25 protein-coding genes are annotated in these 26,929 nt (G+C 60.9%); 3 read left to right on the plus strand and 22 right to left on the minus strand.

Annotated features, from left to right (window positions below; translation table 11 throughout):
• Nucleotides 1–4: 4 nt before the first annotated feature.
• The 6 genes from GGQ64_RS25165 to GGQ64_RS25190 all read right to left on the minus strand — a co-directional run bounded on the left by GGQ64_RS25165 (nucleotide 5) and on the right by GGQ64_RS25190 (nucleotide 7,269).
• Nucleotides 5–721: an SDR family oxidoreductase gene (locus tag GGQ64_RS25165; protein WP_183808066.1), complete on the minus strand. Its 717-nt coding sequence runs from the start codon at nucleotides 719–721 to the stop codon at nucleotides 5–7.
• A gap of 43 nt (nucleotides 722–764) precedes the next feature.
• On the minus strand, nucleotides 765–1,514 hold the full coding sequence (locus GGQ64_RS25170) for an MBL fold metallo-hydrolase (RefSeq protein ID WP_183808067.1): 750 nt from the start codon (nucleotides 1,512–1,514) through the stop codon (nucleotides 765–767).
• 1 nt (nucleotide 1,515) lies between these two features.
• Nucleotides 1,516–2,739 carry an acetylornithine deacetylase gene (gene argE / locus GGQ64_RS25175; protein ID WP_183808068.1) on the minus strand — a complete coding sequence of 408 codons (1,224 nt, stop codon included), beginning with the start codon at nucleotides 2,737–2,739 and terminating at the stop codon, nucleotides 1,516–1,518.
• Nucleotides 2,726–3,700: an ABC transporter permease gene (locus GGQ64_RS25180; RefSeq protein WP_183808069.1), complete on the minus strand. Its 975-nt coding sequence runs from the start codon at nucleotides 3,698–3,700 to the stop codon at nucleotides 2,726–2,728. The genes argE and GGQ64_RS25180 overlap by 14 nt, the downstream gene beginning before the upstream one ends.
• Entirely contained in the window at nucleotides 3,697–6,171 is a 2,475-nt protein-coding gene (locus tag GGQ64_RS25185) for an ATP-binding cassette domain-containing protein (protein ID WP_183808169.1), read from the minus strand. The genes GGQ64_RS25180 and GGQ64_RS25185 overlap by 4 nt, the downstream gene beginning before the upstream one ends.
• A gap of 72 nt (nucleotides 6,172–6,243) precedes the next feature.
• Nucleotides 6,244–7,269 (minus strand): sugar ABC transporter substrate-binding protein, encoded by a 1,026-nt coding sequence (locus GGQ64_RS25190; protein WP_210300437.1) that lies wholly within the window; start codon nucleotides 7,267–7,269, stop codon nucleotides 6,244–6,246.
• A 150-nt stretch (nucleotides 7,270–7,419) separates the two neighbouring features.
• Here GGQ64_RS25190 and GGQ64_RS25195 point away from each other — a divergent pair, with 150 nt between their 5' ends.
• Nucleotides 7,420–8,190, plus strand: coding sequence for an IclR family transcriptional regulator (locus GGQ64_RS25195; protein WP_183808070.1), 771 nt, complete (start codon nucleotides 7,420–7,422; stop codon nucleotides 8,188–8,190).
• A 1,021-nt stretch (nucleotides 8,191–9,211) separates the two neighbouring features.
• On the opposite strand, the gene GGQ64_RS25200 is transcribed toward GGQ64_RS25195, so the two are convergent.
• Genes GGQ64_RS25200 through GGQ64_RS25220 form a run of 5 tightly spaced genes read right to left on the minus strand, consistent with a single transcriptional unit; the run spans nucleotide 9,212 to nucleotide 14,896 of the window.
• The gene (locus tag GGQ64_RS25200) at nucleotides 9,212–10,576 is read right to left on the minus strand and encodes a M20/M25/M40 family metallo-hydrolase (protein WP_183808071.1); all 1,365 of its coding nucleotides are present in this window, start codon (nucleotides 10,574–10,576) and stop codon (nucleotides 9,212–9,214) included.
• Nucleotides 10,527–11,498, minus strand: coding sequence for a sugar ABC transporter substrate-binding protein (locus GGQ64_RS25205; protein WP_183808072.1), 972 nt, complete (start codon nucleotides 11,496–11,498; stop codon nucleotides 10,527–10,529). The genes GGQ64_RS25200 and GGQ64_RS25205 overlap by 50 nt, the downstream gene beginning before the upstream one ends.
• 29 nt (nucleotides 11,499–11,527) lie before the next feature.
• A complete protein-coding gene (locus tag GGQ64_RS25210; protein ID WP_183808073.1) occupies nucleotides 11,528–12,502 on the minus strand; it encodes an ABC transporter permease in 975 nt (324 codons plus the stop codon).
• Entirely contained in the window at nucleotides 12,502–14,001 is a 1,500-nt protein-coding gene (locus tag GGQ64_RS25215; protein ID WP_183808074.1) for a sugar ABC transporter ATP-binding protein, read from the minus strand. The genes GGQ64_RS25210 and GGQ64_RS25215 overlap by 1 nt, the downstream gene beginning before the upstream one ends.
• A gap of 7 nt (nucleotides 14,002–14,008) precedes the next feature.
• Nucleotides 14,009–14,896, minus strand: a complete 888-nt coding sequence (locus GGQ64_RS25220; protein WP_183808075.1) for a sugar phosphate isomerase family — start codon at nucleotides 14,894–14,896, stop codon at nucleotides 14,009–14,011.
• Between the two features lie 42 nt (nucleotides 14,897–14,938).
• Between GGQ64_RS25220 and GGQ64_RS25225 the strand changes: the two genes are divergently transcribed.
• Together GGQ64_RS25225 and GGQ64_RS25230 are read left to right on the plus strand one after the other, a co-directional pair.
• Nucleotides 14,939–15,769 (plus strand): DeoR family transcriptional regulator, encoded by an 831-nt coding sequence (locus tag GGQ64_RS25225; protein ID WP_183808076.1) that lies wholly within the window; start codon nucleotides 14,939–14,941, stop codon nucleotides 15,767–15,769.
• Between the two features lie 59 nt (nucleotides 15,770–15,828).
• Nucleotides 15,829–16,800 carry a ribokinase gene (locus tag GGQ64_RS25230; RefSeq protein WP_183808077.1) on the plus strand — a complete coding sequence of 324 codons (972 nt, stop codon included), beginning with the start codon at nucleotides 15,829–15,831 and terminating at the stop codon, nucleotides 16,798–16,800.
• A gap of 90 nt (nucleotides 16,801–16,890) precedes the next feature.
• Here GGQ64_RS25230 and GGQ64_RS25235 read toward each other — a convergent pair whose 3' ends face one another.
• The 11 genes from GGQ64_RS25235 to GGQ64_RS25285 all read right to left on the minus strand — a co-directional run bounded on the left by GGQ64_RS25235 (nucleotide 16,891) and on the right by GGQ64_RS25285 (nucleotide 26,906).
• Nucleotides 16,891–17,631, minus strand: a complete 741-nt coding sequence (locus GGQ64_RS25235) for an SDR family NAD(P)-dependent oxidoreductase (RefSeq protein ID WP_210300438.1) — start codon at nucleotides 17,629–17,631, stop codon at nucleotides 16,891–16,893.
• A gap of 44 nt (nucleotides 17,632–17,675) precedes the next feature.
• On the minus strand, nucleotides 17,676–18,341 hold the full coding sequence (locus GGQ64_RS25240; RefSeq protein ID WP_210300439.1) for a helix-turn-helix domain-containing protein: 666 nt from the start codon (nucleotides 18,339–18,341) through the stop codon (nucleotides 17,676–17,678).
• 38 nt (nucleotides 18,342–18,379) lie between these two features.
• Nucleotides 18,380–19,144: an SDR family NAD(P)-dependent oxidoreductase gene (locus GGQ64_RS25245; protein WP_183808080.1), complete on the minus strand. Its 765-nt coding sequence runs from the start codon at nucleotides 19,142–19,144 to the stop codon at nucleotides 18,380–18,382.
• 21 nt (nucleotides 19,145–19,165) lie between these two features.
• Nucleotides 19,166–19,867 (minus strand): ABC transporter ATP-binding protein, encoded by a 702-nt coding sequence (locus GGQ64_RS25250; RefSeq protein WP_183808081.1) that lies wholly within the window; start codon nucleotides 19,865–19,867, stop codon nucleotides 19,166–19,168.
• Nucleotides 19,806–20,564 (minus strand): ABC transporter ATP-binding protein, encoded by a 759-nt coding sequence (locus GGQ64_RS25255; protein WP_183808082.1) that lies wholly within the window; start codon nucleotides 20,562–20,564, stop codon nucleotides 19,806–19,808. The genes GGQ64_RS25250 and GGQ64_RS25255 overlap by 62 nt, the downstream gene beginning before the upstream one ends.
• A gap of 41 nt (nucleotides 20,565–20,605) precedes the next feature.
• Nucleotides 20,606–21,601, minus strand: a complete 996-nt coding sequence (locus GGQ64_RS25260) for a branched-chain amino acid ABC transporter permease (protein ID WP_183808083.1) — start codon at nucleotides 21,599–21,601, stop codon at nucleotides 20,606–20,608.
• A gap of 3 nt (nucleotides 21,602–21,604) precedes the next feature.
• Nucleotides 21,605–22,555, minus strand: coding sequence for a branched-chain amino acid ABC transporter permease (locus GGQ64_RS25265; RefSeq protein WP_183808084.1), 951 nt, complete (start codon nucleotides 22,553–22,555; stop codon nucleotides 21,605–21,607).
• Between the two features lie 68 nt (nucleotides 22,556–22,623).
• A complete protein-coding gene (locus GGQ64_RS25270) occupies nucleotides 22,624–23,742 on the minus strand; it encodes a branched-chain amino acid ABC transporter substrate-binding protein (RefSeq protein WP_183808085.1) in 1,119 nt (372 codons plus the stop codon).
• Nucleotides 23,743–23,874: 132 nt separating this feature from the next.
• A complete protein-coding gene (locus tag GGQ64_RS25275; RefSeq protein ID WP_246422929.1) occupies nucleotides 23,875–24,660 on the minus strand; it encodes an SDR family NAD(P)-dependent oxidoreductase in 786 nt (261 codons plus the stop codon).
• 30 nt (nucleotides 24,661–24,690) lie between these two features.
• On the minus strand, nucleotides 24,691–25,386 hold the full coding sequence (locus tag GGQ64_RS25280; RefSeq protein ID WP_183808087.1) for an acetoacetate decarboxylase family protein: 696 nt from the start codon (nucleotides 25,384–25,386) through the stop codon (nucleotides 24,691–24,693).
• A gap of 86 nt (nucleotides 25,387–25,472) precedes the next feature.
• Nucleotides 25,473–26,906 carry an NAD-dependent succinate-semialdehyde dehydrogenase gene (locus tag GGQ64_RS25285; protein WP_246422930.1) on the minus strand — a complete coding sequence of 478 codons (1,434 nt, stop codon included), beginning with the start codon at nucleotides 26,904–26,906 and terminating at the stop codon, nucleotides 25,473–25,475.
• Between the last annotated feature and the right edge of the window lie 23 nt (nucleotides 26,907–26,929).

Below are 26,929 nucleotides of genomic sequence, written 5' to 3' on the forward strand. Positions count from 1 at the left end.
CCGCTTAGTTGAGGATTTGCGCGAGCATGCCGCCATCGACAACGATGTCGGCCCCGGTGATAAAGGCGCTCTCGGGCAGGGCAAGAAACAGCGCCGTCGAGGCAATGTCGGCCGGCCTGCCGGGCTTGCCGCCCGGTAGCACGCGGTCGAAAATCTGCGTCAGCTCCGGAGATGCAAACTTGTCTTCGAGGGGCGGGGTAACGATCGGTCCGGGCGCAATCATGTTTACGGTGATGCCGTAGCGTGCCAGGTCGATCGCGGCCGAGCGTGTCAGCAGACGCACGCCGCCCTTACTGCTGGCGTAGGGTGCGGCGTTCCTCTCGGACGCAAACGAGTTCACCGATCCGATGAGAACAATGCGGCCCGGTGTGCCGTTCGCCACCATACGGGAGGCGGCCGCACGGCTGGCGAGAAAAGATCCGGTGAGGTTGATGTCGATGTAGCTGTTCCAGGCTTCCGCCGTCACCTCGTGGAATGGCGCGCTGACGCCAAGTTTGGCCGCGCAGTGCACGAGGACGTCCACAGGCCCCAGTTGAGCCTGAACCGCGTCGAAGCTTCCCTCTACTGCCGCCTCGCTGGCGATGTCGCATTCCCGATACCAGATGTCTTCACCCCGAACGGAAACCTCGGGAAGGTGAATGTCCAAGACTGCGACCTTCGCACCTTCGCGCCGGAACGCGTCGGCGATGGATGCACCGATGCCGCTTGCGCCGCCTGTCACGACGACGATCTTGTCTTGAAATCTTGTCATTGAGCCGGCTTTCCTAGATTGCAATGAATTCGATGGGCCTTGGTGTCATCAGTTTTTCGAGATGAAGGATCGCCGCGTCGACGTGGCGCCTTCCTCCGTGACGGACGAAGAAACCGTGGCCGGGCAGCAGGATCTCGAAATCGCAGTTGCCGAGACGACGGATGCTCTCGGCGGACACGCGAATGTCGAAATCGTACGTGCCCTGGTAGATGATACGGCCGGAATGGAAGATCGCGTCTCCCGTCACCAGTGCGGCCGTGTCGTTCCGTCGCACCAGATAGGAGTGGTGATCGAGGCTGTGCCCGGGAGTTGCGATCGCCTCGATCGACAGGTCTCCGATCGCAAGTGTCTCGCCGTCGGCGATCAGCGCGTCGACGGAAGGTCGCGTGTAGACAAAATCGTCGGGATAGACCCCTGCTGCCCGGGCGACATCGAGGCTGAACGCTGGCTCGCCTTCATCCAGCAGGCTACTCGTCAATCGACTGCAAAGCACCTTGCATCCGGTTCTCCGCTGTAGCTCGCGGGCCCCGGCGGAATGGTCACCGTGAGCATGGGTCAAAAAGACGAACTGGAGGTCATCGGGCGTCAGGCCGTTCTCCGTCATGACGGAGAAAATGCCGTCGGTGTCGAGCCCTGCCCCGGTGTCGAAGAGCACGAGCCCTTCGCCTGAATCGAAGAGCCAGCAATTACAGTCGAGATCATGTGTGAGCGAGCAACCCTGCGCGCCTGAAGCAACAAGATAGGTGGCTGGAGCGATCCGCATCTTATCCTCCATTGACGTCGAAAAGAGGGTTGCCCGCCTTGGCGATGAGGCGCTCAAGGAACAGCAGGCAGGTCTCAAGTTCCTTGACGGAAATCCACTCGTCGGCAGTGTGGGCCTGGGCTATGTCACCGGGGCCGCAAACGACGGTGGGAAAACCTGCTTGTTGATAGACACCCGCTTCTGTTCCATACGACACGCCGGACGTCTGGTTGTGTCCCGTCGCCTGCAACGCTATCGAGGTTGCTTGTGAGGCGGGATCCGAAAGCAGAGGCGGCGCGTCCCATAGGCAGCGCGTCCTGATTTCGGGTGCATCCATACCTTTCTTCGATCGCCGGGAAATGATCTTTGCTACACGCTCGTCAAACTCCCGTCGCATCGCGGACAATTGCTTCGGCAAGATAGGCCGCATTTCCCATTCCAGCGTGCACCCGGGGGCAACGATGTTGCGGACGTGCCCGCCGCGGATGGTTCCCACGTTGATAGAAGGATAGGGGTATGGATAGGCGTCATCCGCCAGGACATCGCGCTGGACAATGTGGAGCTCATTCAGGAGCGAAACGACTTCGGCGGCGATGTCGATCGCATTGATGCCGAGATGCACCTGGGATGAATGCGCCTCCCGCCCGACTATTTCGGTCGTGAAGCCGACTGATCCCTTATGCCGATCGACCACCAGGTGCCGCGTCGGCTCGCCGACGATAAAGGCAGCAGGCTCTATGCCCTGACCTTTCAGAAACGCCGCCAGCTCGAACGCGCCGATATGGCCGACCTCTTCGTCGAACGTTACCGCGACGTGAACGGGAACAGACAGTTGAGCCGCGTGAATGTGCCCGCACACCGCCATGACGCAGGCAAGAAACCCCTTCATGTCGGTGGTTCCACGGCCGTACAGACGCTCGCCCTCCCGGGTCAACTTGAAGGGAGGGCGCGTCCATTCTTGACCATCGACCGGCACGACATCGATATGTCCGGACAGGACAAGTCCTCCTTGCCGCCCAGGACCGATGGTGACCCAGAGATTCTCTTTCTCCTGGCCTTTCGCAGGAATTCTCACTGTCGTCGCACCGAGACGCTTGAAATAGGCTTCGATGAAAGCGATCGCATCGACATTGGATTTGGAACTGACAGTATCGAACGACACCAAGTCTGCAAGGATCTCGATAGCGGTTTCGACGAGCGGCGACATGTCGCTTGCCGATGACGCTGTCGCGTTAGCGATAGTCATGCGATTCTTCCTTGAGTACACCACCACGAAGCCGCGCAATGCCGACGTCGCAGACCAGAGCGCTGATTACGAGCGCGCCTTTCATAAGATCGATACTTGATGGATCGACACCGATCACGCGAAGCGCGTTTGCGAAGAGGCTGACGATCAGGCTTCCTGCGACGACGCCGAGGACCGTTCCGCGACCACCGAAAATACTGACACCGCCCAGCACGCATGCGGCGATCGCATCGAGCAGCAGAGACTGACCGCCCAGGTTCGGTGTCACGATGGGCGTTCTGGCAATCAGCATGACAGCCGCCAGAAACGTGAAGCAGGCTGCAATTACGTAGGCCAGCATCAGAACGCGCGACGTCGAGATGTTCGCAAGCGCTGTCGCCGTCGGATCTGAACCTGTGGCATAAGTGCGCAGACCGACACGGGTGTGATGCATCAGTACATAGGCCGCGCAGATGACGATAATTGCGACCAGTATGGAAACCGGAATGCCTTCCACGCGTCCGGTACCGAGCCATTTCAAGGCGGGTTCATTGATGACGTACACTCCCCGTGTCGCCAGTAGAAGGCTGATACCCTGAATGCAGGACATGGTCGCCAAGGTGGTGATGAAGGCGGGAACGCGAAAGAGCGTCACGAGGGTGCCATTGGCGATGCCGATGACCACGACACAGACGAGTCCCGCGGCAAGTGCGGGAAAGAGGTTCGCACCCGTGGTCAGCATGCTTGCGATCACGATACTGCCGAGGGTGACCGAGACACCGGCCGAGAGATCGATCCCGCCGGTGAGCAGCACGATGAACGCCCCGAGCGCCAGAATGAGGATGGGGACACTCTGGGTCAGGATGATCATGAGATTTGCCGGCGCGAGAATTCGGCCGTCGATCAATGCACACCCGATGAAGACCAGCACCAGCAGGCTGATCGGCGCGATGTTCGCAGAGAGCGCTCGAAGTCTGTTCATCGGCAAACCTCCGATCGGTTTGATGACGATTTCGGGGTTGTCGAGAACGCCAGTTCCATCACCGCCTCTTCGCTCGTTCCGCGCGGCATTTCGCCGACGCTACGCCCGCCGCTGACCACGACGACGCGATCGGACACGCCCAGCAGTTCCGGTAGTTCGCTCGACACCAGCAGGATGGCAGCACCTTCGGACTTGAGCTTGCCGATGACCGAATGGATTTCCGACTTCGCGCCAACGTCGACGCCGCTGGTCGGCTCGTCGAGGAGAATGATGGACGGATTTACGGCGAGCCACTTTCCGATAACCACCTTCTGTTGGTTTCCGCCCGAAAGGGTGCCTGCGGGCTTCCCGGGATCGGGGGGACGAATATCGAGCTGACGGATCAATGCCGCCGCGTTGCGTCGAAGTGTGGCAAGGGAAACGAGCCCGAACTTGCTGCCACGACGCATCCATACCAAAGCGAGGTTATCCCTCACATTCATTCCGCCAACCAGCCCTTCGAGCCTGCGGTCTTCCGGTACGAATGCCACGCCTTTGCTCGACGCGAAGCCCTGCGCACCGGTCGACATCCGGTCTCCGTGTAGGCGGATCTCACCACTCGCATATGGGTCTAGCCCGGCAATGCATCGAAGGATGTCGGTGCGGCCGCTCCCCATCAATCCCGCCAGGCCGACCACCTCGCCCCGCCGAACGGAAAACGACACGTCGGCAACCAACCCGGATGTACGCAGACCTTTGACTTCGATTGCGACAGGTCCGAGAGGCGCCTCGACCCATGGAAACACGTTCTCCAGCGAACGTCCGACCATCATGTGGACGAGAGCGCGGTCATCGGCTTCCTGCATGGGGACGTCGCCGACCATCCGCCCATCTCTTAGGACAATGGCTCGTCCGGCAAGTTCGCGCACCTCTTCCATCTTATGCGAAATGTAGAGGACGCAGCGCCCTTCGCCGGCCAGTTTGCGAACGATCGTGTACAATCGGTCGCGCTCCCGGTTGCTGAGCGCGCTGGTGGGTTCATCCATGACGATAAGCCGGGCGGAAGACAGCAAAGCCTTGGCGACTTCAAGCATCTGGCGTTCGCCGACCGTCAACAACCTTACCGGCACGTCCACGTCGCGGGTGAGGCCGACCTCCGACAGTGCGGCTTTGGCTTTCGAGCGCATGCTAGACCGCTTCAACAGCCCGAAGCTCTGCGGTTCGTTGCCAAGACTGAGACTTTCGGCGATCGTCAGGTCAGGAACCAGACTGAAATGCTGGTGGATCACCGCGATGTCGGCGCCATCCTCGGCAAATGCCTCTTTCGGAAGCGCACCGAATTGTACCCGTCCGCCATCCGGAACGTATACGCCCGATATGCACTTCACGAGCGTCGATTTTCCGGCACCGTTTTCGCCGAGCAACGCAACGACCTCTCCACCCCGGAGGCGGAAGGAAACGTCGTTCAAGACTTTTATACCGGAGAATTGCTTGGTGAGGCCGGCCACGTCCAAGAGGCACGTCTCGTCGCCGCGTGACGTGAGCGAAACAGCACCCGGAGAGGCTGTCCTGACGAGCGCCGACCACGAAAGATCCCCCCGCAAAAGCACGGCGACAAGGATCAGGCCACCGGAGACCATGTAGACGATCTGCTGGGAGAACTGGAGAAATGCAAGCCCTGCGGTTATCGTGCCGACAGCGATGGCTCCGAGGAGCGTTCCAAACGGAGAGCCTTTCCCGCCTGAGAGACTTGCTCCTCCGACAACGGCGGCGGTGATGGCCGCGAATTCGAGTCCGTTTCCGGCCAGCGGTTGTGCCGACCCCAAACGGCCGATCGCGATCACGGTTGCCGTGCCCGCGGACATTCCCGCCAAAACGTAGGTCAGTGACCGAATGCCGACAACGGAGATGAGGGAAGCGCGAGCGGCAACCGGATTTCCTCCGACAGCGAAAAACGAACGTCCATGGGAGGTATAGCGCAAGAAGCAGAGCCATACGCCGCACAGTGCCACCGCCAACAGGAAGCCCGCGGGTACTCCGGCGAGACTTCCCTGCCCCAGCCACAGCATGAACGGATCCGATACCGGAATGCTGGCCGCACCGGAGAGACTGAGCGCGGCGCCCTTCGTCAATGCCATCGTGCCCAGCGTTGCGATGAACGGGCTGATACCAAGGCCGGCCACAAGCAGGGCATTCAGCCCGCCGAAAGCCGCCCCGCTGCCGATGGCAGCGAGGATCGCCAGGACACCCGAACCTGTTGCCTGCAGCACGATTGCTGCGATGATCCCCGTCGCAGCCATGGTCCCGCCAACCGAGATGTCGATACCCCGCGCAACGATGACGCCGGTCATCCCTAGCGCCACGATCGCGACGATCGAACTCTGCTGACCTATGCTCAGAAGGTTCGATACGCTGAAGAAGGTCGGGCGTGCGAAGGAAAAACAGGCCACGGCGACGGCGATCAGCATGACGAGCAAAAGCTCGTCACGCATCTCTTCCAAGATGGCCGCCCTGAGACGGCCAGGTTGTCCGGACACGATAGGGGTCACCGCCGCTCTCCCGGCTTACTGACCGACGCTCATTTCGGACGCGGCTTTCGACGGCCCGAACTCGTTCGAATAGTCTTGCGCCAGCTCCTGGGCCTTTTCAGGCGTGACATACTCGATCTTGTCGCCCGACGCATTGACGGTCTGCGCGATCGCGTCGGTCATAATGAGATAGGTCGGCATATAGAGATCGTTCGGCAGCTTTTCGCCCTTCGCAAGCCTGGCGGCAACGGCGATGTTCCAGTAGCCGACGCGATATGCGCCCGTCAGAACGTCGATGACCATCGACCCATCTCCGAAGAGACCTTCCATTTCGGCGTCGCCGTCAAAACCCGCGTACTTGAGCGAGCGCCCTGCGGACTGGGCGATGGAGGAAGCCCCGAGGAGCTGCGTGTCGGACATGCTCCAGATACCTTTGAGATCCGGATAGGTGGACACCCAGGTCTGCGCGACGTCCGCGCCCTTGGACGGGTCCCAGCCCGCCGGCTGGATGGCCACGATCTTCACATTCGGGAATTCCTTGGCGATGGTTTCCGTGAAACCTCTTTCGCGGGTGTCCGAGACGTAGTTGCCCCGGGCGCCAATCAAAGCGGCGACCTCGCCCTCTCCGCCGATCGAGCGTGCCAGCGCCCGCGCCGTCTGAGCGGCATCGGACTCGTCCGGATAAAGCGTCGAGTAGTTTCCGCCCGCCTCGACCTTGTTGCCCATGGTAATGACGCTTATGCCCGCTTCTTGCGCCTTTTTAAGCACCGGGATAAGAGCGTTCTTGTCGAGGGGGTCGACAAGGATTGCGCTTGCCTTCTGGCTGATCAGGTTTTCGATGAGCGAAACCTGCTTTTCGAGGCTTCCCTCCGCGCTCTGCCACGAAGTCGTGATTCCATAATCTTTTGCCGCCACATCGCCCGCTTCCTTCATACGGACGAAGAATGAGCTTTGCAGGTCGATTGCTACAATTCCGATGACATGTTCCTGCGCCTGTGCCGTTGTTGCCAAGAAGCCGGCCACCGCCAAGGTGACACCACGCATTGCCTGGAAAAATTTCATGACCAATCCCTCTGGTTCGGAGCGGCTCCTATGTTTTTATCCACCGTCGCCGCCTTCGATGGAATTTTCAAAAGAGCACCACATTAAGCTTCATATGTAAAGCGCAATTCGTATATGAAACTAAAGCTGTGATTGGATAAGGAACTCGTCATGACCGATATTGAGAGTGACAAAACGTACTCGGCCCCAGCTTTGGAAAAGGGGCTGGATATCCTGGAAGACCTCGCAGAGATGTCGGGGCCGATCTCCCTCCGCGACCTAGCGGATCGTCTTGGCCGCAGCAAAAACGAGATATTCCGCATGATCCACGTTTTGATTTCGCGTGGATACATAGAGCGGGACGGCGACACCGATGAGCTTGCGCTCACGAACAAGCTGTTTGGGCTTGGGCTCAGAACCCCTCAGTCCAGGTCGCTGATGGCCGTAGCCATGCCTGAAATGGAGAAGCTAGCAGCCGAGGTCCGGCAGACCGCCCACATCGTCACTATATACAAAGGAAGGACGGTGACCCTTGGCCACAGTTCATCCAACCCGGAAATCACCTTCAATCTCAATACTGGATACGGTCGGCTTGCCTCCGATGCGACAACCGGACGGGTGATCATGGCGTTCCAGCCCGAACGTCGTCTTCGTCAAATTCTAGTTGACTGCGACAAGGAAAGAGGCCAGCTAATCGAACGCGAGCATCTCGAGCGGGCACTCGATGCCATACGCACCGACGGCCACCTTCTTAGAAAAAGCACGGACTGGATAGGCATCACAGACGTCTGCTGCCCGATCCTTGATCAGAACGGAAACGCTTTAGCTTCCATCATCGTAACAGTCATCGACCATGTCACGGAGCCGCAGGATCACAGTGCCATACTGGCTTTGATGAAGCATACATGCAGACAGATACACAAAACCCTGTTTAGATCGTAAGACTTGGTCGAGACACGTCTAAAACGGCAGAAAGTCGCAGCGAAGCTCCCGGCCAACTGCCCTCGGAAACTAGCAACGTGCATTTTTCTGTGATGTCGCCCAACGATGATGTTTGCAGGTTCGTCGTCGGTATCGCGGACCGCCCGGCCGCTGGCACGGACCCAGCGATAGCCACGCTGTCCGATGCCCTGCGGAGTCGGATGCCCGAACTGCTAGCGGATTGAACGCAGCGCGTTCACCAGCTCCGTACGCTAGCGCATAAGTCGCTCTCTTTCGCGGAACAGAAGCGCTTGCGCTTGCTGTTCCTCTGCCTTCAGGCTGATGCAGCACATCGCAGGTCGCTATGCGGCGAAAACGATCGCTTCGGCATCCGCAGCATCGTTCTTTTGGTGCTTCACAAGGGCCAAACATACTGCGGTGCGAGCAGCTTTATCTCACATGTCTGGCAATCTCCCGAGCCCAATAGTGCGCGCTTCCGCAGGCTTCCATCACCACGGTCGCCACAAGATGGTCCGCCATGAACTTGGGGGTTGTAGACCAGATATCTTCTTGCGGAGCCTCGGCTCCCCGGTCATTGATGCTCCAGTTTTCGGCGCGAGGGCAGTTTCGAAACTCCCGGAAAGCCGTCTTTATTTATCGTGCTCTAATAAGAATGCAGAAGCCGGGTCGGCGAGAAATCGCCATGCTCGGTCGTTGCGTTAAGCGGCTTGGCATCTTCCTTCAATGGGGGGCGGATCACTTGCCAGTCTTCGCACCCCGCCTGAGACCCGAACCACGGGCCGAATATCCCGAAGGACAGGAACAGCAAAGACGGGGGGCAAGTTGCTGGATGATCCATCCCTTCATCTGCCCGGCCGGAGGGAAATGCGTCGGCTGCTTCGGACCGTTAGCGGTTAAGTCTGTTCGGCCCGCGTGCTGAGCTCTGGTCTGGGCGGAAACCCCGGACAATTCGATTTTCGCGGTCTGGTTACCAAGACGAGAAGCGAGCGCCGACTTGCCGTGCGCCACCGCCAGGCTGGCGTCAGGAAGACCAATTGGCGGCGTGGAGAAGCAGGGTCGCCGTCAGGGCTTCCAGCGATTCGAGCTCGACGAATTCGTCCGGACCATGAGCATTGCCGCCCTGGGGGCCGAGATGGACACTGGGTGTCGAGGTCCACTTGTTGAACAGATAGCCGTCTCCTCCGAACGTGGCGCCCGCCGCGCGTTGCCTTTCACCAGTCACCGCCTCCAACGCTTCAAGCAACGCAACGACGCCAGCATTTTCTGAGGACGTGTCGGCACCAGAAAGATAACGGCTCGTCGGTTCGAGACGCAGCGGCGCGGTTGCATTCGACAGCACCGGTGCGAGCGCGGCCCGCAATTCTCCATGGAGCTCAGCTTCGGTCATGCCCGGCAGGGTCTGGATAAAGAACTCGCCGCGCGCTTCCACCGGAATGCCGATGTTGCCGCCAGGGGTGTCACCGGCCATCAGCTTCGAGAATACGAGATCCCGGGGGTGCCGCTCGGTTGCGAACAATCCCGGATGCGGCCGCGTGTTGATGTCTGCCTCATACCGCCCGAGAAGGACGATCGCTTCACTCAGTGTCGAAATCGGGTTGCGAATAGTCTCGCCGCCATAGGCAACACCGCCCGTCCCTTCGGCGATCAGCTCGAAGACCTGCCCGCCGCGCGTTTGCGGGCAGATCTTAAGGTTCGTCGGCTCCGGTATGATCGCGAGCGCGCCGACATGGCCCTTCAATATGGCGGCCAGCGTTCCGTTCGCGCCGGCATTCTCCTCGTCGACGACGCTTTGCAGGAGAATGTCACCGCCAGTCTCGATCCCCTTCTCGGCGATGATCTTGATCACCATGGCGCATGCGGCAAGGCCGGCCTTCATGTCATAGCTGCCCCGGCCGAAAAGCTTTCCGTCCCGCACCGTGCCGGAGAAGGGATCGCCGCTCTGCCAGGGAAGCGGCGCGCGAGTGACCGTATCCATGTGACCGTTGAAGACCAGGGAACGACCGCCCGGCGACGTGGCCCGCCGCGTCACGACGAGATTTGGCCGGTCGGTATAGTTTCGCCCTTGCCACCAGTCGGGGTGGTCGGTAATCCCGGGAACCTGGTCGGGCCGGAACGTGTCGATCTCCACGGCGCAGCCCGCGAAGAAATCCGCAAGAACCTTCTGCCCCCTCGCTTCATCGCCATGCGGGATGCGGTTTTCCGTCGGCGCCCTCACTAGATCGACGGTGAGACCGACGAGCGTGTCCCATTCGGATTTGACGAGTTCTCTGGCTTGTTTCGCGTCCATGACGGTCCTCGTGGGGGATGGCGGGCAGAGTGACCGCCCGCACTGGTTGTTACTTTCCGTACAGGCTTTCCCAATAACGCTGCTCGGGTGCCGTGCCATGCAGAACGGAATCTGCCTGTTCCGCGTTCTCCTTGGTGATCGGCGTGCTCTTTTCCGGGATCACGGCCGGGACAGCGACGCCGGCAAGATGCTTGAGAGCTGTCTCCACAGCAATGAAGCCCTGGAGGTATCCGGGCGTCGCAATGGTCGCAGCCATGCTGCCCGCCTTCACCGCCTCGATTGCATCCGTGGTCCCGTCATTGCCGACGATACTCACCTTGCCGGTCAGTCCGGCCTCTTCAACGGCACGGGCCGCACCGAGGGCCATTTCGTCATTTGCCGCATAGATCACCGCGATATCATTGGCCTGGAGAACATTTTCCGTGACCTGAAGGGCTTTCGTGCGGTCGTAGTCGGCAGGCTGGGAGGCGACGATCTCGAACTTGTCGCCGTTTTTGCCGGCCAGCAGACCCTTCTTGAAGCCTTCCGACTTCTGCCGTGCGGTTTCCGTTCCCAGGATACCGATCAGTTCGAGCACGTTGCCGCCGTCGACACTGTCGGAGATCCACTTGCCGCCAAGTTCACCGGATTCGATATTGTCGAAGAAGACGGCCGTCTTGACGTCCGCCCCGGTGATCCGTTCGCCGGTCGTGAAGACCGGGATGCCCGCGGCGTTCGCCTCCTTGACGGCGGCGACGACGCCTCCGGTATCGACGGCCTGGATGATGATCGCATCGACCTTCTGGGCGATAAGGTCTTCCATCTGCTGGACTTGCTTGGCGACCTGGTTGTCGCCGCTAAGGTGAACCATGGTGCCGCCGAACTCGGCTGCCGCCTTGTCGGCTCCCTTGGACTGGTCGACGAAGAACGGATTGTTCAGCGTCGGATAGATGAAGCCGATCTTCTTGCCGTCCTCAGCAAGCGCCGTGGAGGCCAAAGCCGTGAAAAGGCCGAAAGCGAGTATCTTGAGACGTTTTGTCATTGTGTTCCCCTTTGTTGTTTGAAGTGACATTACTTCCTGGTTGATGATCTGAGATACCGGTCAGCCAGGACTGCGATCGCCACGATGCAGCCGGTCGCGACCGCCTGGTAATAGGAATTGACGTTGAGGAGGTTGAGAGCGTTCGAGATAAGGTTCAAAAGCGCGGCACCGACGATGGTCGCCCAGATGCGCCCCTCTCCGCCGAGCAGGCTGGTGCCCCCGAGCACCACCGCGGTGATCGCAACGAGTTCCATCCCGTCGCCCGCCGTGGGCACGGCCGATCCGAGCCGTGAGGCAAGCACTACGCCGGCAAAGCCCGTTAGGACACCCGCAAGAAGGAAAACGTATATCTTGTAGCGGGTCACCGGAACGGCAGCGAGGATCGCCGCCTCCTCGTTGCCGCCGATGGCGTAGACATATCGGCCAAAGATCGTCGCCCGCATGACGAACCACAGCAGGGCGTAGACGCCGATTGCGAGCCAGATCGGCGCGGGAATGCCGAACCAGCGTGCTTGGCCGAAAACGAGCGCGATCTCGGACGTGATCGCGATGGGGCTCGCGCCGGTGTAAAGCAACGTCAGGCCCTTGGCGACCGAAAGCGTGGCAAGCGTCACGACAAAAGAGGCGAGCCGGAAACGGGCGACCATCACCCCGTTGACGAGACCCGCAAGCGCACCGACGAAAAGCGCGCCTGCGAGCGCCACCGGCAGATCGTATCCACTCTGCAGAAGGCCGGCGAAGATAACTGCGCACAAGGCGAGCACCGCGCCGACCGACAGGTCGATGGCGCCGGTGAGGATGATGAGCGTCTGTCCCGCCGCGACCAGTGCGATGATACTCGTCTGTCGCGCAAGGTTCATGAGATTGACCTCAGTGAACATGCGCGGGGTGAAGAGGCTGAGAATGAGCGCGAGGATAACCAGAACGGCAATCTGGCCGTAGCTTCTCAGGAAGCGGAATACGGTCATGCGATTCGTCTGCGCGTTGGAAAGGGTCATGCTCATCAGTGTCGTCCTTGGCCGGTCGCCATCGCGCCGAGCATTTCTGGTGTGGCCGCCGATCTTGCGACATCGCCCGCAACCCGCCCCCGGTAGAGCATCAGGATACGGTCGCTCAGCCCCATCAGTTCTGCGAGGTCGCTGGTGACGAGGAGGATGCCGAGGCCGGCGTTGGTGAGGGATTTCAAGAGTGCATAGATGTCGGCGCGCGCCCCGACATCGACGCCCCTTGTGGGTTCCAGCAGAATGAGGATGCGGGGATTGGTGATGAGGGCTCTGGCGAGCACGACCTTCTGCTGGTTGCCGCCGGAAAGCTCGCCGACCGATTGATCGATTGATGCGCATTTCACGCGCAGCTCGCTGACGAGCCGGGCGGCGGCCCTATCGAGGGCCCGCTTGTGGAGGAACCCGAAACTGTGACCGGTCCGCAGCCCGGCAAGCGTGATATTATCGCCGATCGACTGGTTGATCGCGAGCCCTTCGCGGCGCCGGTCCTCTCCCACATAGCCGATTCCGGCCGCCACGGCGCTCTCGATTCCATGTTCGCGGAACACCTTGTCGCCGATCGAGATTGAACCGGCGTTGATGGCTTGCCGACCGTAGATCGCCGCCGCCAGCGATTGCTGACCAGCGCCGACAAGGCCCCCGACGCCGACGATCTCGCCCGCATGGACTTCCAGGGAAACATCGGCCACTGACTTCGTCGAGATGCCGTCGACCTTGAGGAGCACCTCGCCGCGAACGTCCGCGTGCTCCGGATAGAGATTCGAGATCTCACGGCCCACCATCATCTCGACGACCTTCTGCTCCGAGGCGTCGGGCGGAAGCTCGCCGATAATTTCGCCGTCGCGGAGGACGAGCACGCGGTCCGCGACCTGGCTCACCTCGTCGAGGCGATGGGAAATGTAGATCACGGAGCGCCCCGTCGAGACGAGACGGCGCACGAGCCGCATGACCTTCTCCACCTCGTTCGGCGCCAGCGCAGCTGTCGGCTCATCAAGGATGATGAGCTTGGTGTGGGTGGAGAGACCCTTGGCGATCAGCACGAGCTGGCGTTCTGCGATGGACAGGTCGCCGATCGGGATATCCATTCCGGCCGAAAAACCCATCGATTCGAGTTCGCGGACGATATGCTCCATCGCCGGATCGGGTTTGAGGAAGCCCAGGACCGTCCGCTCTCCGCCAAGTTCCAGATTCTCGCGCACCGTCATGCGCGGAACGACCTGCAGTTCCTGGTGACAAAGATGGATGCCGAGCGACCGCGATTGCTTGGCATTGCGGATGTTCAGCGCTTTGCCGTTGGCAAGCAGCCTGCCGCGATCGGGTTGAATCGCGCCGGCGAGGACGCGCATCAGCGTGCTCTTGCCGGCGCCGTTCTCACCGAGAAGGGCGACGCATGTTCCGGCGGCGATCTCGAACGAAACGTCGCGAAGGGCCTTCACGGCGCCGAAGCTCTTGGCGACGCCCTCAATCTTCAGGGGGAACAGGAGATTCTCGACGCCCATCGCCGCCTCACGAGTCGTTCATGATGCGCGAAGGTGGCTCGGCGGTCGCCCGATCGACCCAGACCTCACAATTAGGGTGTTCCTGCGCGAGCGTGCACGGATAGTCGACCGTCGGCTCATGCATCAGCAACACTCGTAGCGTGTGCTGCTTCCAAGCGCCGCTGTCGCTGATGAGAAGCAGCCGCTTAGAAGAGAGGATATCCTTCATTCCGATCGTCACGGCCATCGGAGGGATCATCTTGGTGTCGCCGCCGGCCGAACGGTGCGAGAAGGCGATGAGCGTCTCGTCGTTCAGCGGCAGGATGCGCGTTGTGGAGTTGCGCATGTCGTCGAGGCCGACGTGCCACCACCGCGAGAAGGGCGGCTCGTTGTTGGCGATGTGCCCCGAATACCCGAAACCGCCATAGCAGAGATCCGCCCCGCCCCTTTCGGCGATCCAGCCGGAATAGAACCGCATGTTCTCCGGGTCCGGGAAGAAGAGATTGCTTTCGAGCGGCCTCAGGTCCGGATCCAGCTTCTCATAGAGGTTGCGGTGCATATATCCCTTGAACGACCAGGGATGATCGAGCGGCAGCAACCGGCATTGCCAATCCATCCATTCGTCCATGTTGAAGCAAGTGACGTTCTTCCAGGAAATGCGCTCTGCATTGCAGATCTCGACCAGCCGCGGATAGTGCTTCTTCGGCCCGACCGGCAGGATGAGCACGGTCGGCTCTCCGACGGCATTCTTCGTCTTTATGAGGTCGGCGATTTCACGCGCCAGCCGCTCGAACATGTCGCCTGGCCGATCGTAGATAGTTAGTGGGATACGGCCGTGCTTCGCCAGATCGGCGGGAGCCATCTGCATCATCTGCTCCCAGGTGAGAGCTGTGCGGGTGTGGTCTGCAGTGTTCATTTTGTTTCCAATATAAATCTATTTGATTCAACAAACCACAGTGTGGAAAGCAACGCAAGCCGGTTTGTTGCCACAACCCAAATTTTTGGTTATCGATTGGGACGATCGGGGAAAAGCATGCACGACAAGACACAGAGACAGGCCGTTATCCTGGATGCGGTATCGAAGGGCGGCTCCCTGGAAGTGGCTGCGCTTGCCGCCACGCTCGGCGTTACCGGCGAGACGATCCGCCGCGACATCAAGGAGCTGCAGGCCAAAGGCCTGGTTACCAAAGTGCATGGCGCCGTGACGCTTCCCAATACTGTGCTGAACACGAGCTTCCGCGACCGGATGAAGCACAATAGCGAAGGTAAGCGGCGCATCGCCGCGGCGATTGCCGAACGGGTCGTCGACGGCGATAGCCTCATCATCGAGACAGGCACCACTACGACCTATGTAGCCCAGGCGCTGACCGCCCGCCGCGGGCTGACGATAATAACCAATTCCCTCGATGTCGCGCGGAGCCTGGCATTCCGCTCCGACAACGCCGTCTATATGGCTGGCGGCCGGCTGACCCCGGACGACGGCGCCGCGCTCGACCAGTCGGCCGCCGACTTCGTCCGGCGTTTCCGGGTGAAATATTCGATCTCCTCGGTGGTCGGCGTCGACCTTGAGGATGGCCTGACCGCCAATACCGTGGCGGAAGCCGATTTCAGCCGCCTCGTGATATCCCGTGCCGAGACACCGATCATCGCGATCGACAGCTCGAAGTTCGACCGCAAGGGCCTGGTGCAGATCACCGAACCGTACCAAGTCGGGCTGATCGTGACGGATGCCAGATTGAGCACGGAGTACAGGCGTCTTTTCGACGGCATCGAGATCACGGAATGCTGATCTTGTGTTGATTCAACATTAACAATGGGGTATCCCGCTTTGGTTTTCGGAGAGCGACCATGCCTGACCAACGCGAAATCCTTGTCTTCGGTAGCCACGTCTACGGCTCCTATATCCATTGCGAGCGCATACCCCGGCCGGGGGAGACGGTCGCCGGAACGGGATATCATCCCATGGTCCTTGACGACGGCGGCAAGGGCTCGAACCAAGCGATGTGCGCGGCAAGGCTCACCGGAAGGACCTCCCTCGTCAGCGCCATCGGTACAGACCGGGGCGGCGAGGAAGGCTTGGCCCTGCTTTCGGCGGAAGGATGTGACGTCTCGCGCGTTCTGCGCTCGCCGGACCTGCCGACCGGAGTTTCCCTTGCCGCCATCGACCGCACGGGAATGTCCATCATTATAACCGACCCCGGCGCCAACCTAATGCTCACGGCCGACGCCGCAAAGAGTAACGAGGCGGCCTTCGGCCGGCACATGTTCTGCCTGCTGCAGTTCGAAGGTCCTAAGGATGGAGCGCTCGAGGCGGCACGTCTGGCCAGAAAGCACGGCGCCAGAAGCATGCTCACGCCAGGGCCGATGGTCGCCCTGAATAAGGATGAGCTAGAAGGACTCGACATCATCATCCCGAATGAGACCGAAGCTGCGGAATTGCTCGGGGTGGAGGAGATATCGGACTACAGGGCAGCCGCACGCGAAATCTGCGCGCGCTGGGACGTTACCAACACGATCATCACCTGCGGTTCGCGCGGGGCCGTCGCCTGGTGGGAAAACGCGCTCATCGAGGTTTCTGCTTTCAAGGTGAACGCGAAGAACACAATCGGTGCGGGCGACGCCTTCGCGGCGTCTTGCGCACTGGCGCTCTGCCGCGGCCTAGACATCAGCCAAGCGCTGCGATTCGCCGCCGCCGTGGCCGCCATTTCAGTAAGCGCCGCCGGCGCACCGTGGGCATCTTACCCATCGTTGAACAATGTGCACGATTTCCTAGCTCATGTCGGAGAGACGATTAGACTTCCTCCAATCTCCGACTTGTGAATGGCGCTTCATGGTGAAGGAGTGATGCGCATAGGCTTGAAGCTCTTGAAGAGAGATGAACCGCCGACCCCATCTTTCGGGACAGGATTATCATTTCGCGAGGTACCCGCCATCGGCATCGAAGCATGCGCCGGTGACGAAGGACGCGGTATCCGAGAGCAGGAAGAGAATGACATCGGCAATCTCATCCGCCTGACCAACCCGCTGCATCGGGTGTAGTGCGGCTGCGGCATTGCGCTTTTCGTCGCTCAGATGGCCGAGCATTGGCGTGTCGATGAAACCCGGCGCAACGGCGTTGATGCGGATGCCTTGCTTGGCATGGTCGAGGGCCGCCGCCTTTGTGAGGCCGATGACACCGTGTTTGGCCGCGGTATAGGCCGGCTGGCCGGCAAAGCCGCGAAACCCCATGATGGAAGAGACATTGACGATGGAACCGCCGCCCCTCACCAGCATGGCCGGAACCTGATGCCGCACCGCGTTGAACACGCCGGTCAGGTTGACCGCAATGATTCTGTCCCATTGCTCAGACGGATAAGACGCCGTCTCGCAGCGCGGCAGGTCGATGCCGGCGGAATTGACCGCGAGATCAAGGCCGCCGAAATTGTCGACACCACGCCTGATTGCCTCTTCCACGCTGGCAATCACCGTGACGTCGACTTCGACCGCCAGTACGGTCTCCGATGCGAACGTCTTGGCGAAGGCGTCCAGACGTCTCTTATCCCGATCCGCGAGAACGAGCTTTGCACCGAGATCGGCTAGTCTGCGGGCGGTCGCAGCGCCGATACCCGAAGCGGCGCCTGAAACGAAGGCGACCTTGCCCGAAAACGCCATGGGATCGATAAGGGAAGATGCCATGCGTGCCCGTCTGTCGTGATCTACTTGTAAACGCCGACCCAGATGATGATGGTCGGTTCGGTCTTCGAGGGATTGTGGGAGCGATAGGTCGACGAGCGATTGAAGCGGTAGCTGTCACCCTCGACGAGCTCGAACTTTTCTTCATCCACCCAGAGTTCCAGACGCCCCTTGAGGATGTAGCCGTATTCGGCGCCTGACGTCGGCACGTTCTTGGGTTCCGTTTCCAGGCCGGGCTCGAAGGTCGACATCATGAATTCGACATCGGAATCGAGTTGCGGCGTCAGGAGTTCTGTTCGCGCACCCCGATGCAGCATGAAGCGGCGTTGGCCGCTGCGAACGACAATATCCTTTTCGCGCTCGGCTTCCGGCTGCTTCTCTTCCAGATCGACGAACCAGCTCATCGGCACGCCGAAGATCGTACAGGCCGCATACAGGTCCTTCAGTGTCGGCTGCGAGAGACCGCGTTCGAGCTGGCTGACATAGCCCGTTGAACGGTTCAGCCCCTCGGCAAGTTGTTGGATGGTGATGCGCCGAGAACGCCTAAGCTCACGCAGCGTCTTCCCTACATGATCGGGCGTCGGGACTTCGAAAACAGAATTGGACATCGAGCACAACCTGACAAATTCATTTGAATGATCGAATTGATCAAATACTTCATCGAAGTCAACGTCAGCCTTGGATTGCAATCGCCGCCGGAGCCTTTGTCCCCATCTGCTGGGCCATCTCAGCCAAACGTTCCCGCCGTCGTCCCGCCATCCAGCATATAGACCATGCCGTTGGCATAACTCGCCTGCGGCGACAGCAGGTGGCCGATGGCATCGGCCACTTCGTCCGGCCGGGCGAAACGGCCGAGCGGTACGCGGCGCTCGTAGAAGGCCCGATCGTAGCCGCCGCCTTCCTTCAGGAGACCGTCGGCCATCGGCGTGTCGACGAAGCTCGGGCAGACAACGTTGCTGCGCAGGCCTTCAGGGCCATGATCGAGTGCCATGCAACGGATCAGGCCGACCACACCATGCTTGGATGCGCTGTAGGCGGCATAACCGCGTGAACCACGCACGCCGGAGTCCGAACTGACCGCGACAAAGCCGGAGGCAGGGTTTTGCAGGAGATGCGGAACCGCATGCCGCGCCAGCAGGAAGGGACCGGTGAGGTTCACAGCCAGCGTGATCTCCCAGGTCTCGTCGGTCAGCGTCGTGACGTCGCCTTTCCGTGCGACGCCGGCTGCGGCGACAACACCGGAGAGAAAGCCGTGTACTTCGACAGCCCGGCCGACCGCATCCCCGACGTCGGTATCCGCGGAGGCGTCACCCGCCACCGCAATGACCGCCGCTCCCCGGTTTTGGCAGGCGCTTGCCACCTCCGCCATCGCCGACACGTTACGATCGAACAGGGTGAGCGCGACACCGTCTCTAGCCAGATAAATCGCGGTAGCCCGCCCGATCCCGGAGGCCGCGCCGGAGATCAGGATGGATGTCTGGGCTTTAGGCATGTTTCCTCCGTATATGCCCAGTCATGCGCCGAGATAGGCAGCCTTGAGATCTGGATCGTTGAGCACATTGTTGGCGCCCCCCTCCACCGAGCAGCGGCCGGCATCGATCACATAGGCATAGTCGGCGATTTCCAGGGCCACCGCGGCATTCTGCTCGACGACGACGAGGCTGATGCCGGATGTAGACAGCGTGATGATGATCTCGAAGATCTGGTTGATGATCTTCGGCGCCAGACCGAGCGAAGGCTCGTCCAGCATCAGGAGTTCGGGTGTCGCCATCAGCGAGCGGCCGATCGCCAGCATCTGCTGCTGGCCGCCGCTCATGCGGCTCGCCAGCGAATGACGCCTCTCCTTGAGGATCGGGAACATGTCGTAGACCTGGGTCCTGATCTCGTCGAAGCTGCGCCCGCGGCCGGGGATGTAGCCGGCCAGCAGGTTCTCCTCCACCGTCAGCCGCTGGAGGATCTGACGCCCCTCGGGGCAATGGGCAAGACCAAGGCGGGTGATCTCTTCAGGCGGCAGGCCCTTGATCGGCCTGCCCTTGAATTCAATCTCGCCGGAATAGATCTGCGTCAGGCCGGAAATCGAGCGCAGGGTCGATGTCTTGCCCGCGCCGTTCGCGCCGATGATCGTGACGATCTCACCGGCGCGCACTTCCAGATCAATGCCGAACAATACCTGCGTTCGCCCGTAGCCCGCCTTGAGCCCGGCGACTTTGAGCAAGCTTGCGGATGTCGTCGAGTTCTTCCGTGGTTCCAAGATAGGCCTCCTGCACTCTTTCGTTCGTGCGCACCAGATCCGGCGTGCCGGAGCAAAGCAGCTCGCCATAGTTCAAGACGTCGATCCGGTCGGAAATGGACATCACCATTTCCATGTCGTGCTCGACGAGGATGATCGCGCGGTCTTCACGTTTCAGGCCGGCGATCATCGCCGCCATGTCTTTCGTTTCAGTATGGTTGAGGCCGGCGGCCGGCTCGTCCAGCAGCACGATTGGCGCCTGCGTGACGAAGGCGCGTGCCAGTTCGAGTATCTTCTGGCGACCATAAGGCAGGTCGCCGGCCAGAACATCCGCCACATCCGACAGATGAAATTCGGCGAGGCAGGCGTGGCAGATTTCGAGCCGTTCGGCCTTGCTCAGCCGTTTCGCGCCCGTCAGGAAGGTCAGCCACGACTGCGGGAAGAAGCAGACCTCAAGATTTTCCAGAACCGTCATGCCATCGAAAAGGCGGAGGTTCTGGTAGGTACGCGACACGCCGAGTTGGGCGATGCGGTGTTTTGGCAGCCGATTGAGCGCCGTCGCGCCGAGCCGGATCGCACCTGAAGTCACCGAATAGGAGCCGGCGATCATGTTGACGACGGTCGACTTGCCGGCACCGTTGGGCCCGATGATCGAGTAGATCGACCCGACGTCGAAGGACAACGACAGGTTGCGGATCGCGACGAGCGAGCCGAAATGCTTGCTTACGTTTTCGAGGGCGAGAGCCATAGGGTCCGGACCTTTCGAATGATGAAGCCGAGGTTGAAACGGGGTGAAACGAGACCGCCGGGGCGAAGAACGATGACGGTCACGAGCACGACGCCGTAGATCAGCAGACGGTATTGCGCAGCGAAATGCAGGACTTCCGGCAGAACCACGAGCACGACCGCGCCCGCGATGACGCCGACGATATTGCCGACGCCGCCGATAATGATGATCAGGACGACGAGCAGCGATTCCTGGAAGGTGAAGCTTTCCGGGCTGACAAAGCGCTGGAACGCGCCGAAGATCACCCCGCCTGCCCCGCCGATCGCCGCACTGAGCGCGAAGGCGAGCAGCTTCAGCGTTGTCGTGTTGATGCCGAGGCCACGCACTACGTCCTGGTCCTCGCGCAGCGCCCTCCAGGCTTTGCCGAGGATCGAGCGTTCCATGTAGTAGACGCCGCCGCAGACAGTGATAGCCAGCACCAGCAGCAACCAGTAGAAATGCACCGGAGTGGTTAAGGGCAGGCCGAAAAGGCTCGCCCTGTCGAGACCGGCAATGCCCTGCGGACCGTTGGTCAGATCATCGGCATTGTTGATGGCGATGCGGATGATTTCGCCGAAGGAGAGCGTGACGATAGCGAGATAGTCACCGCGCAGCTTTAGCACCGGGAAACCGAGGAGGACGCCCGCTATGGCACCGGCCGCGGCGCCTATGAACAGGATAACGATGAACGGCAGGTGGATGTCGAATTGCCCGCTGGCAAGCAGGGCATAGGCATAAGCGCCCACCGCGTAGAAAGCGATGAAGCCGAGATCGAGCAGACCTGCATAGCCAACCACGAGATTCAGGCCGACCGCGAGAATGATGTAGATCAGGATACTGTCCACGACGCGGACGTAATAGGATGGAAGGTGCGGCACCAGCGCCAGCAGAACCACGCAAAGCGCGAGGACTGCGAGAAGGCCGAGCCGCCGGACGATCACCGAATTCCCCATGGGTCAGTAATCCTTCTTTGCGACGGTCGTTTCTTCCGAGACGGTCTCGCCGAGCAGGCCGGCGGGCTTGAACAGAAGAACGAGGATGAGAACGGCGAAGGCGAAGACATCGCGATATTCCGTGCCGATATAGCCGAAGGAGAGAATCGGCAGGAAGGCGGTGCCGAAGGTCTCGATAGCGCCGAGCAGGAAGCCGCCGAGCATGGCGCCCGGAATGGACCCGATGCCGCCGAGAATGGCCGCCGTGAAAGCCTTCAGGCCGATGACGGAGCCCATGGTCGGCTGCATGATGCCGTAATAGGACGCGTACATGATGCCGGCCATGGCGCCGAGCCCGGGGCCGATGAAGAAGACGAGGCTGACGGCGCGGTTGACGCGGATGCCGAGCAGGCTCGATGTCGTCCAGCTCTCGGACGCCGCACGGATCCAGATACCGAGACGGGTGCCGTTGACGAAGAGCGTCAAGCCCACCATCAGCAGGACCGCAGCGACGAGAATGCCGAACTGTACCGTCGTCACCATGCCGCCGAGCGCATCGATCGGTGTGCTGGGCACGATCGCCGGGAAATGCACCGGCTGAGGGCCAACCGTCACACGCACCGCACTCTGTAGAACGATGGACATGCCGAGCGCGCTCAACATCGGCGCAAGGCGGCCATAGGCGCGCAGTGGACGATAGGCGAAGCGCTCGATCGCCACGCCGAGCAGGCCGACGATAACGAAACTCGCGATGATCGCGATGGCGGAATCGAGCATCGGAGCCAGACCACCCAGGCCGATGAGCCCACTGAAAATGAACGTGTAGACGTATGGACCGAGCATGAAGAACTCGCCGTGGGCGAAGTTGATCAGGCGCATCACGCCGTAGACCATCGTGTAGCCGAGGGCGATCAATCCGTAGATAGCACCGATGGCGAGCGCGAAGATCAGCTGTTGGAGAAAGTAGTCGAGCAAGGGGACCGCCTCTATGACGACGGGCCGGCACGGATTGCGCCGGCCCCGTTGAACAAATGTCCGGCTGATTACTGCTTGATCAGTTCGAACTTGCCGTCCTTGACGACGTAGAGGTACATCGGCGCGGTGGTGTTTTCACCATTCTCGTCGAAAGCGACCGGGCCGAGCAACGTCTCTACCGTCACGCCATGCAACTGCGCGAGAACGCCCGCGCGGTCCAGGCTTTCAGCCTTTTCCACCGCGGCAGCCATCACCTGTGCGTTGGCGAACCCAAGCGAGGCATAGGGGCCGGGTGCGCGGCCGAAGCGGGCCTGGTGACGGTCGGAGAAATCCTTCAGTTCCGGCGAGGAATCATAGGGCGGAAGCTGGAAGGTCATCAGCGCACCCTCGGCGGAGACCGCGCCGACCTGCGTGATGAAATCGATGGTGAAGCCGATATCCGGGCCGATGAACTGGGCCTTCAGGCCCTGCTCGCGCATCTGCTTGAGGAACAGGGCAAGCTGGGGCATGCCGGCGCCCATATAGACGACATCAGGGTTTTCCAGCTTGATGGAGGCGATGAGCGCCGAGAAATCGACGTCCTCGGGGTTCGTGCCGTAGCTACCGGAGACCTTGCCGCCGCCGGCTTCGAAATTGTCCTTGAATACGCCGGCAATACCCTGGCCGAAGACGGTCTTGTCATGCACGAGAACGGCGTTCTTCAGGCCGAGCTTTTCGGTGACGTATTTCGCCGGCAGCGCACCCTGGACAAAGTCGTTTGCGACGGGACGCACGACGGTCTTGAAGCCCATGCGCATGAGTTCCGGGTTCGTGGCGGGCACGACCTGCGGCATGCCGCATTCCGAGTAGATGTCGAGGGCCGGCATGGTGACGCCGCTGTTCATGTGGCCGATTACACCGATGACGGCGCTGTCATCGCAGAACTGCTGGGCAACCAGCGTGCCCTGACGTGGGTCGGCGCGATCATCGAGCGGGCGGAAGACCACCTTGTTGCCGTTGATGCCGCCCTTCTCGTTGAGCTGGTCGAAATAGAGCTGGGCGCCGTCGATCTGCGACTGGCCGAACTCGGCCTGCGCGCCGGACATCGGCGCACTGCCACCCAGCACGATGTCATCCGCCAGCACCGGCATGGCACCGGAGGTGAAGAGGAGTGCTGCGGCAGAAAGAAGTATGCGGGTTCTGTTCATTTTGGTTCCCCTTTTGCTCGTTGAGATTCGTCGCACGGAACTCCCGTCCGGGCAACGCATGCATGAAATTATCAGATAAATTCTTCACGACAGTGACGAGGCACGCGACTACCTGAAGTTCCCTTCCCCTCCTCATTTCGCGAGATACCCACCGTCAACCGCCAGCACGTGGCCGGTGGTCATTGCCGAGGCCGGTCCGGCCAGAAAAATCATGGCGGAGGCCACCTCGTCCGGTTCGGCCAACCGCTTCAGCGGCGTCAGGCTGCGGATCTTTTCCATTTGCGCTCCGTCGGCCATCAAATGATTGATCAGAGGCGTACGAACCCAGGTCGGCGCCACCGCGTTGACGCGAATGTCGTGATCGGCCCATTCGACGGCCAGCGTCCGGGTAAGGTTCACCACGCCGGCCTTGGTCGATTGGTAGGAGACGTTCGGATGAAGGCCACCACCCGAATAGCTCATGATCGAAGCCGTGTTGATCACCACGCCGGGCATGCCCCGAGCGATCCAGGAGCGGGCAGCCGTCCGCGAGCATAGGAACATGCCCGTCAAATTGACCGAGACAACGCTGTTCCAGTCTTCGATCGCAAGCTCGGTCGACGGTCGTCGGATCGAGATGCCCGCATTGTTGACCAGGATGTCGAGGCCGCCGGCCTCCTGCTCCGCCGCGGCGAAGACAGCCAGAACATCGGCCTCATCAGTGACGTCGAGGGCGGAGGCTGTCGCCGCACCGCCAGCCTCTCGCACCTCCCGGCAAATGGCTTCCGCCGCCGGCCGATCCCGGTCGAGAACCACAACACGCGCTCCGAAAGCGGCGAACATCAGCGCCGCAGCGCGACCGATGCCACCACCGCCACCGGTGATGAAGACCCGTTTGTCATCGAGTCTAAACATCTTTTCGGGCGCTTTTGCACACATCATGTGTACGGTTCCCTGTTAAGCTCGTTTTCAGCCGACGATCTTGCCGAAGCCGAGGACGAAGTTGGCGACGATCATTTCCGCACCGACGATCTCGCGGATCTGGAAATCGGAGAACGGATCGCTGGCGCTGCCGCCGATCTTGATCTCGGCCGTGCCGAGGGCATGACGGAGCGTTTCGGACTGACCGAGCGAGTTTTCGATGATCTGCGTCTCGACGGCCGCACTTTCCGGCGACGGAATGATGCGGGTCTGGAAACGCGGATGCAGAGCCGGCTTTTCGAAGGCCGGGCCATCGGCCTTGAAGTCGATCTCGATCAGTGACGTGCCACGGCGCGAGAGCTTGGCCGTGATTGCCGTTTCGCTCGCCTTCCAGTCCACTTCGCCCATTTTCTTCGGATAGCCCCAGACCTCGCGGCCGACCGCCATGGAGTCGTCATTGGTGACGATCTCGTAAAGCACGTGACCGCCTGGGCGCCCCTGGAAGCTCATCGGCACGACGATGCCGCCTTCCGCATAGGACCCGAGCGACCCGCCGGCCGGCACGTCCATGATGAAGAATTCGATCACGTCGCCCCGGACCTCGAACTGCGCCGGCAAAGTCGCACGTATCGCCGCCTCGTCAACGCGGCAGAACACGCTGACCTTGCTGAAGGCTTTGTAGTCGAACGGTGGCGCCTGATAAAGGGGCGCGCGCTGCGGGAGGGCATAGGCGTTCTGGGACATGGCAGAGGGGTCTTTCCTGTGTGTTCACTTCAGCATGAAGTTCACACCAATGAAAAAATGAAGTCAAGATTTCATTTATGTGATTTTCACAAATTCGTTTGTGAAACGAACTTGATTGTCTGGAATGTCTCCAGCGCCTCAGGACCGCCCTCGGAGCCGTAACCGGAGTCCTTCACGCCGTTGAACGGAACCTCCGCATAGGCAAGGCCGTAATCGTTGATCGACAGCATGCCCGTTTCGATGTCCTCGGCGAAACGCTGTGCGTGCCTCTGGGACCGCGTGAAGGCATAAGCGGCCAAGCCGAATGGCAGCCGGTTCGCCTCGGCAATCGCCGCATCCACCGCCGCGAAACGGTTGACGACGGCAACCGGTCCGAACGGCTCTTCGTTCATGATCGCAGCATCCTGCGGCACATCGGCCAGAACCGTCGGCTCGAAGAAGAACCCAGCATTGCCGATGCGGTTGCCGCCGGTCAGCAGGCGGCCGCCCTTGGCGACGGCGTCGCCGATCAGCCGGTCCATCGCGTCGAGGCGTCGAGCATTCGCCATCGGCCCCATGTCGATACCGTCGGAAAGACCATCTCCCACCTTCACGGCCTTCGCCGCATTGACGAAATCTTCGAGGACATTGTCAAAGACAGGCTCTTCCACCAGCACACGTGTCGGCGCGATGCAGACCTGACCGGCATTGTGGAATTTATGGCCGGCCAGCATCGAAACGGCGGACGAGAGGTCCGCGTCGGCGCAGACGATGTACGGTGCATGGCCGCCCAGCTCCATCGTCACCCGCTTCATGTGGGCGCCGGCGAGCGCGGTCAGATGTTTGCCGACCGGCGTCGAACCGGTGAAGGACACCTTGCGGATCACCGGATGCGGAATGAGATATTCGGAAATTTCCGAGGGTATGCCGTAAAGAAGGTTGATCGCTCCATCAGGGAAACCGGCATCGGCAAAGGCGCGAACCATGGCTGCGCAGGAGGCCGGCGCCTCTTCGGCGGCCTTCAGGATGACGGTGCAGCCGGCGGCAAGCGCCGCGCAAATCTTGCGGATCGCCTGGGCGACCGGATAGTTCCAGGGCGTGAACGCAGCGACCACGCCGATTGGCTCCTTCATGACCATCTGCTGCACGCCTGGCTTGCGCGCCGGGATGATGCGGCCATAGGAGCGGATGGCCTCTTCCGCGAACCAGCGGATGACGTCATCGGCATTGCGCAGTTCCGACCGGGCTTCGGCAAGCGGCTTGCCCTGTTCCATGGTCAGGACGGGCGCTATTTCGTCGATGCGGGCACGCAGATTGTCGGCGGCCGCATGGAGCAGTTTTGCGCGGTCGCTCGCGGTGGTCTTGCGCCACTGCTCAAAGGCCTTGGCGGCAGAGGCAAGCGCGCGATCCATGTCTGTCGCCGTCGCTTTCGCGACACGGCCGATTTCGCCGCCGGTCGCCGGATTGAGAACCGCGAGCGTTTCACCGTCCGAGCCGTTCGTCCATTCGCCGGCGATGAAGAGTTGGGTATCGGGATACATGTTCTGTCTCATTGGATTTCGTC

The organism is Mycoplana azooxidifex (assembly GCF_014196765.1).
GTDB lineage: Bacteria > Pseudomonadota > Alphaproteobacteria > Rhizobiales > Rhizobiaceae > Mycoplana > Mycoplana azooxidifex.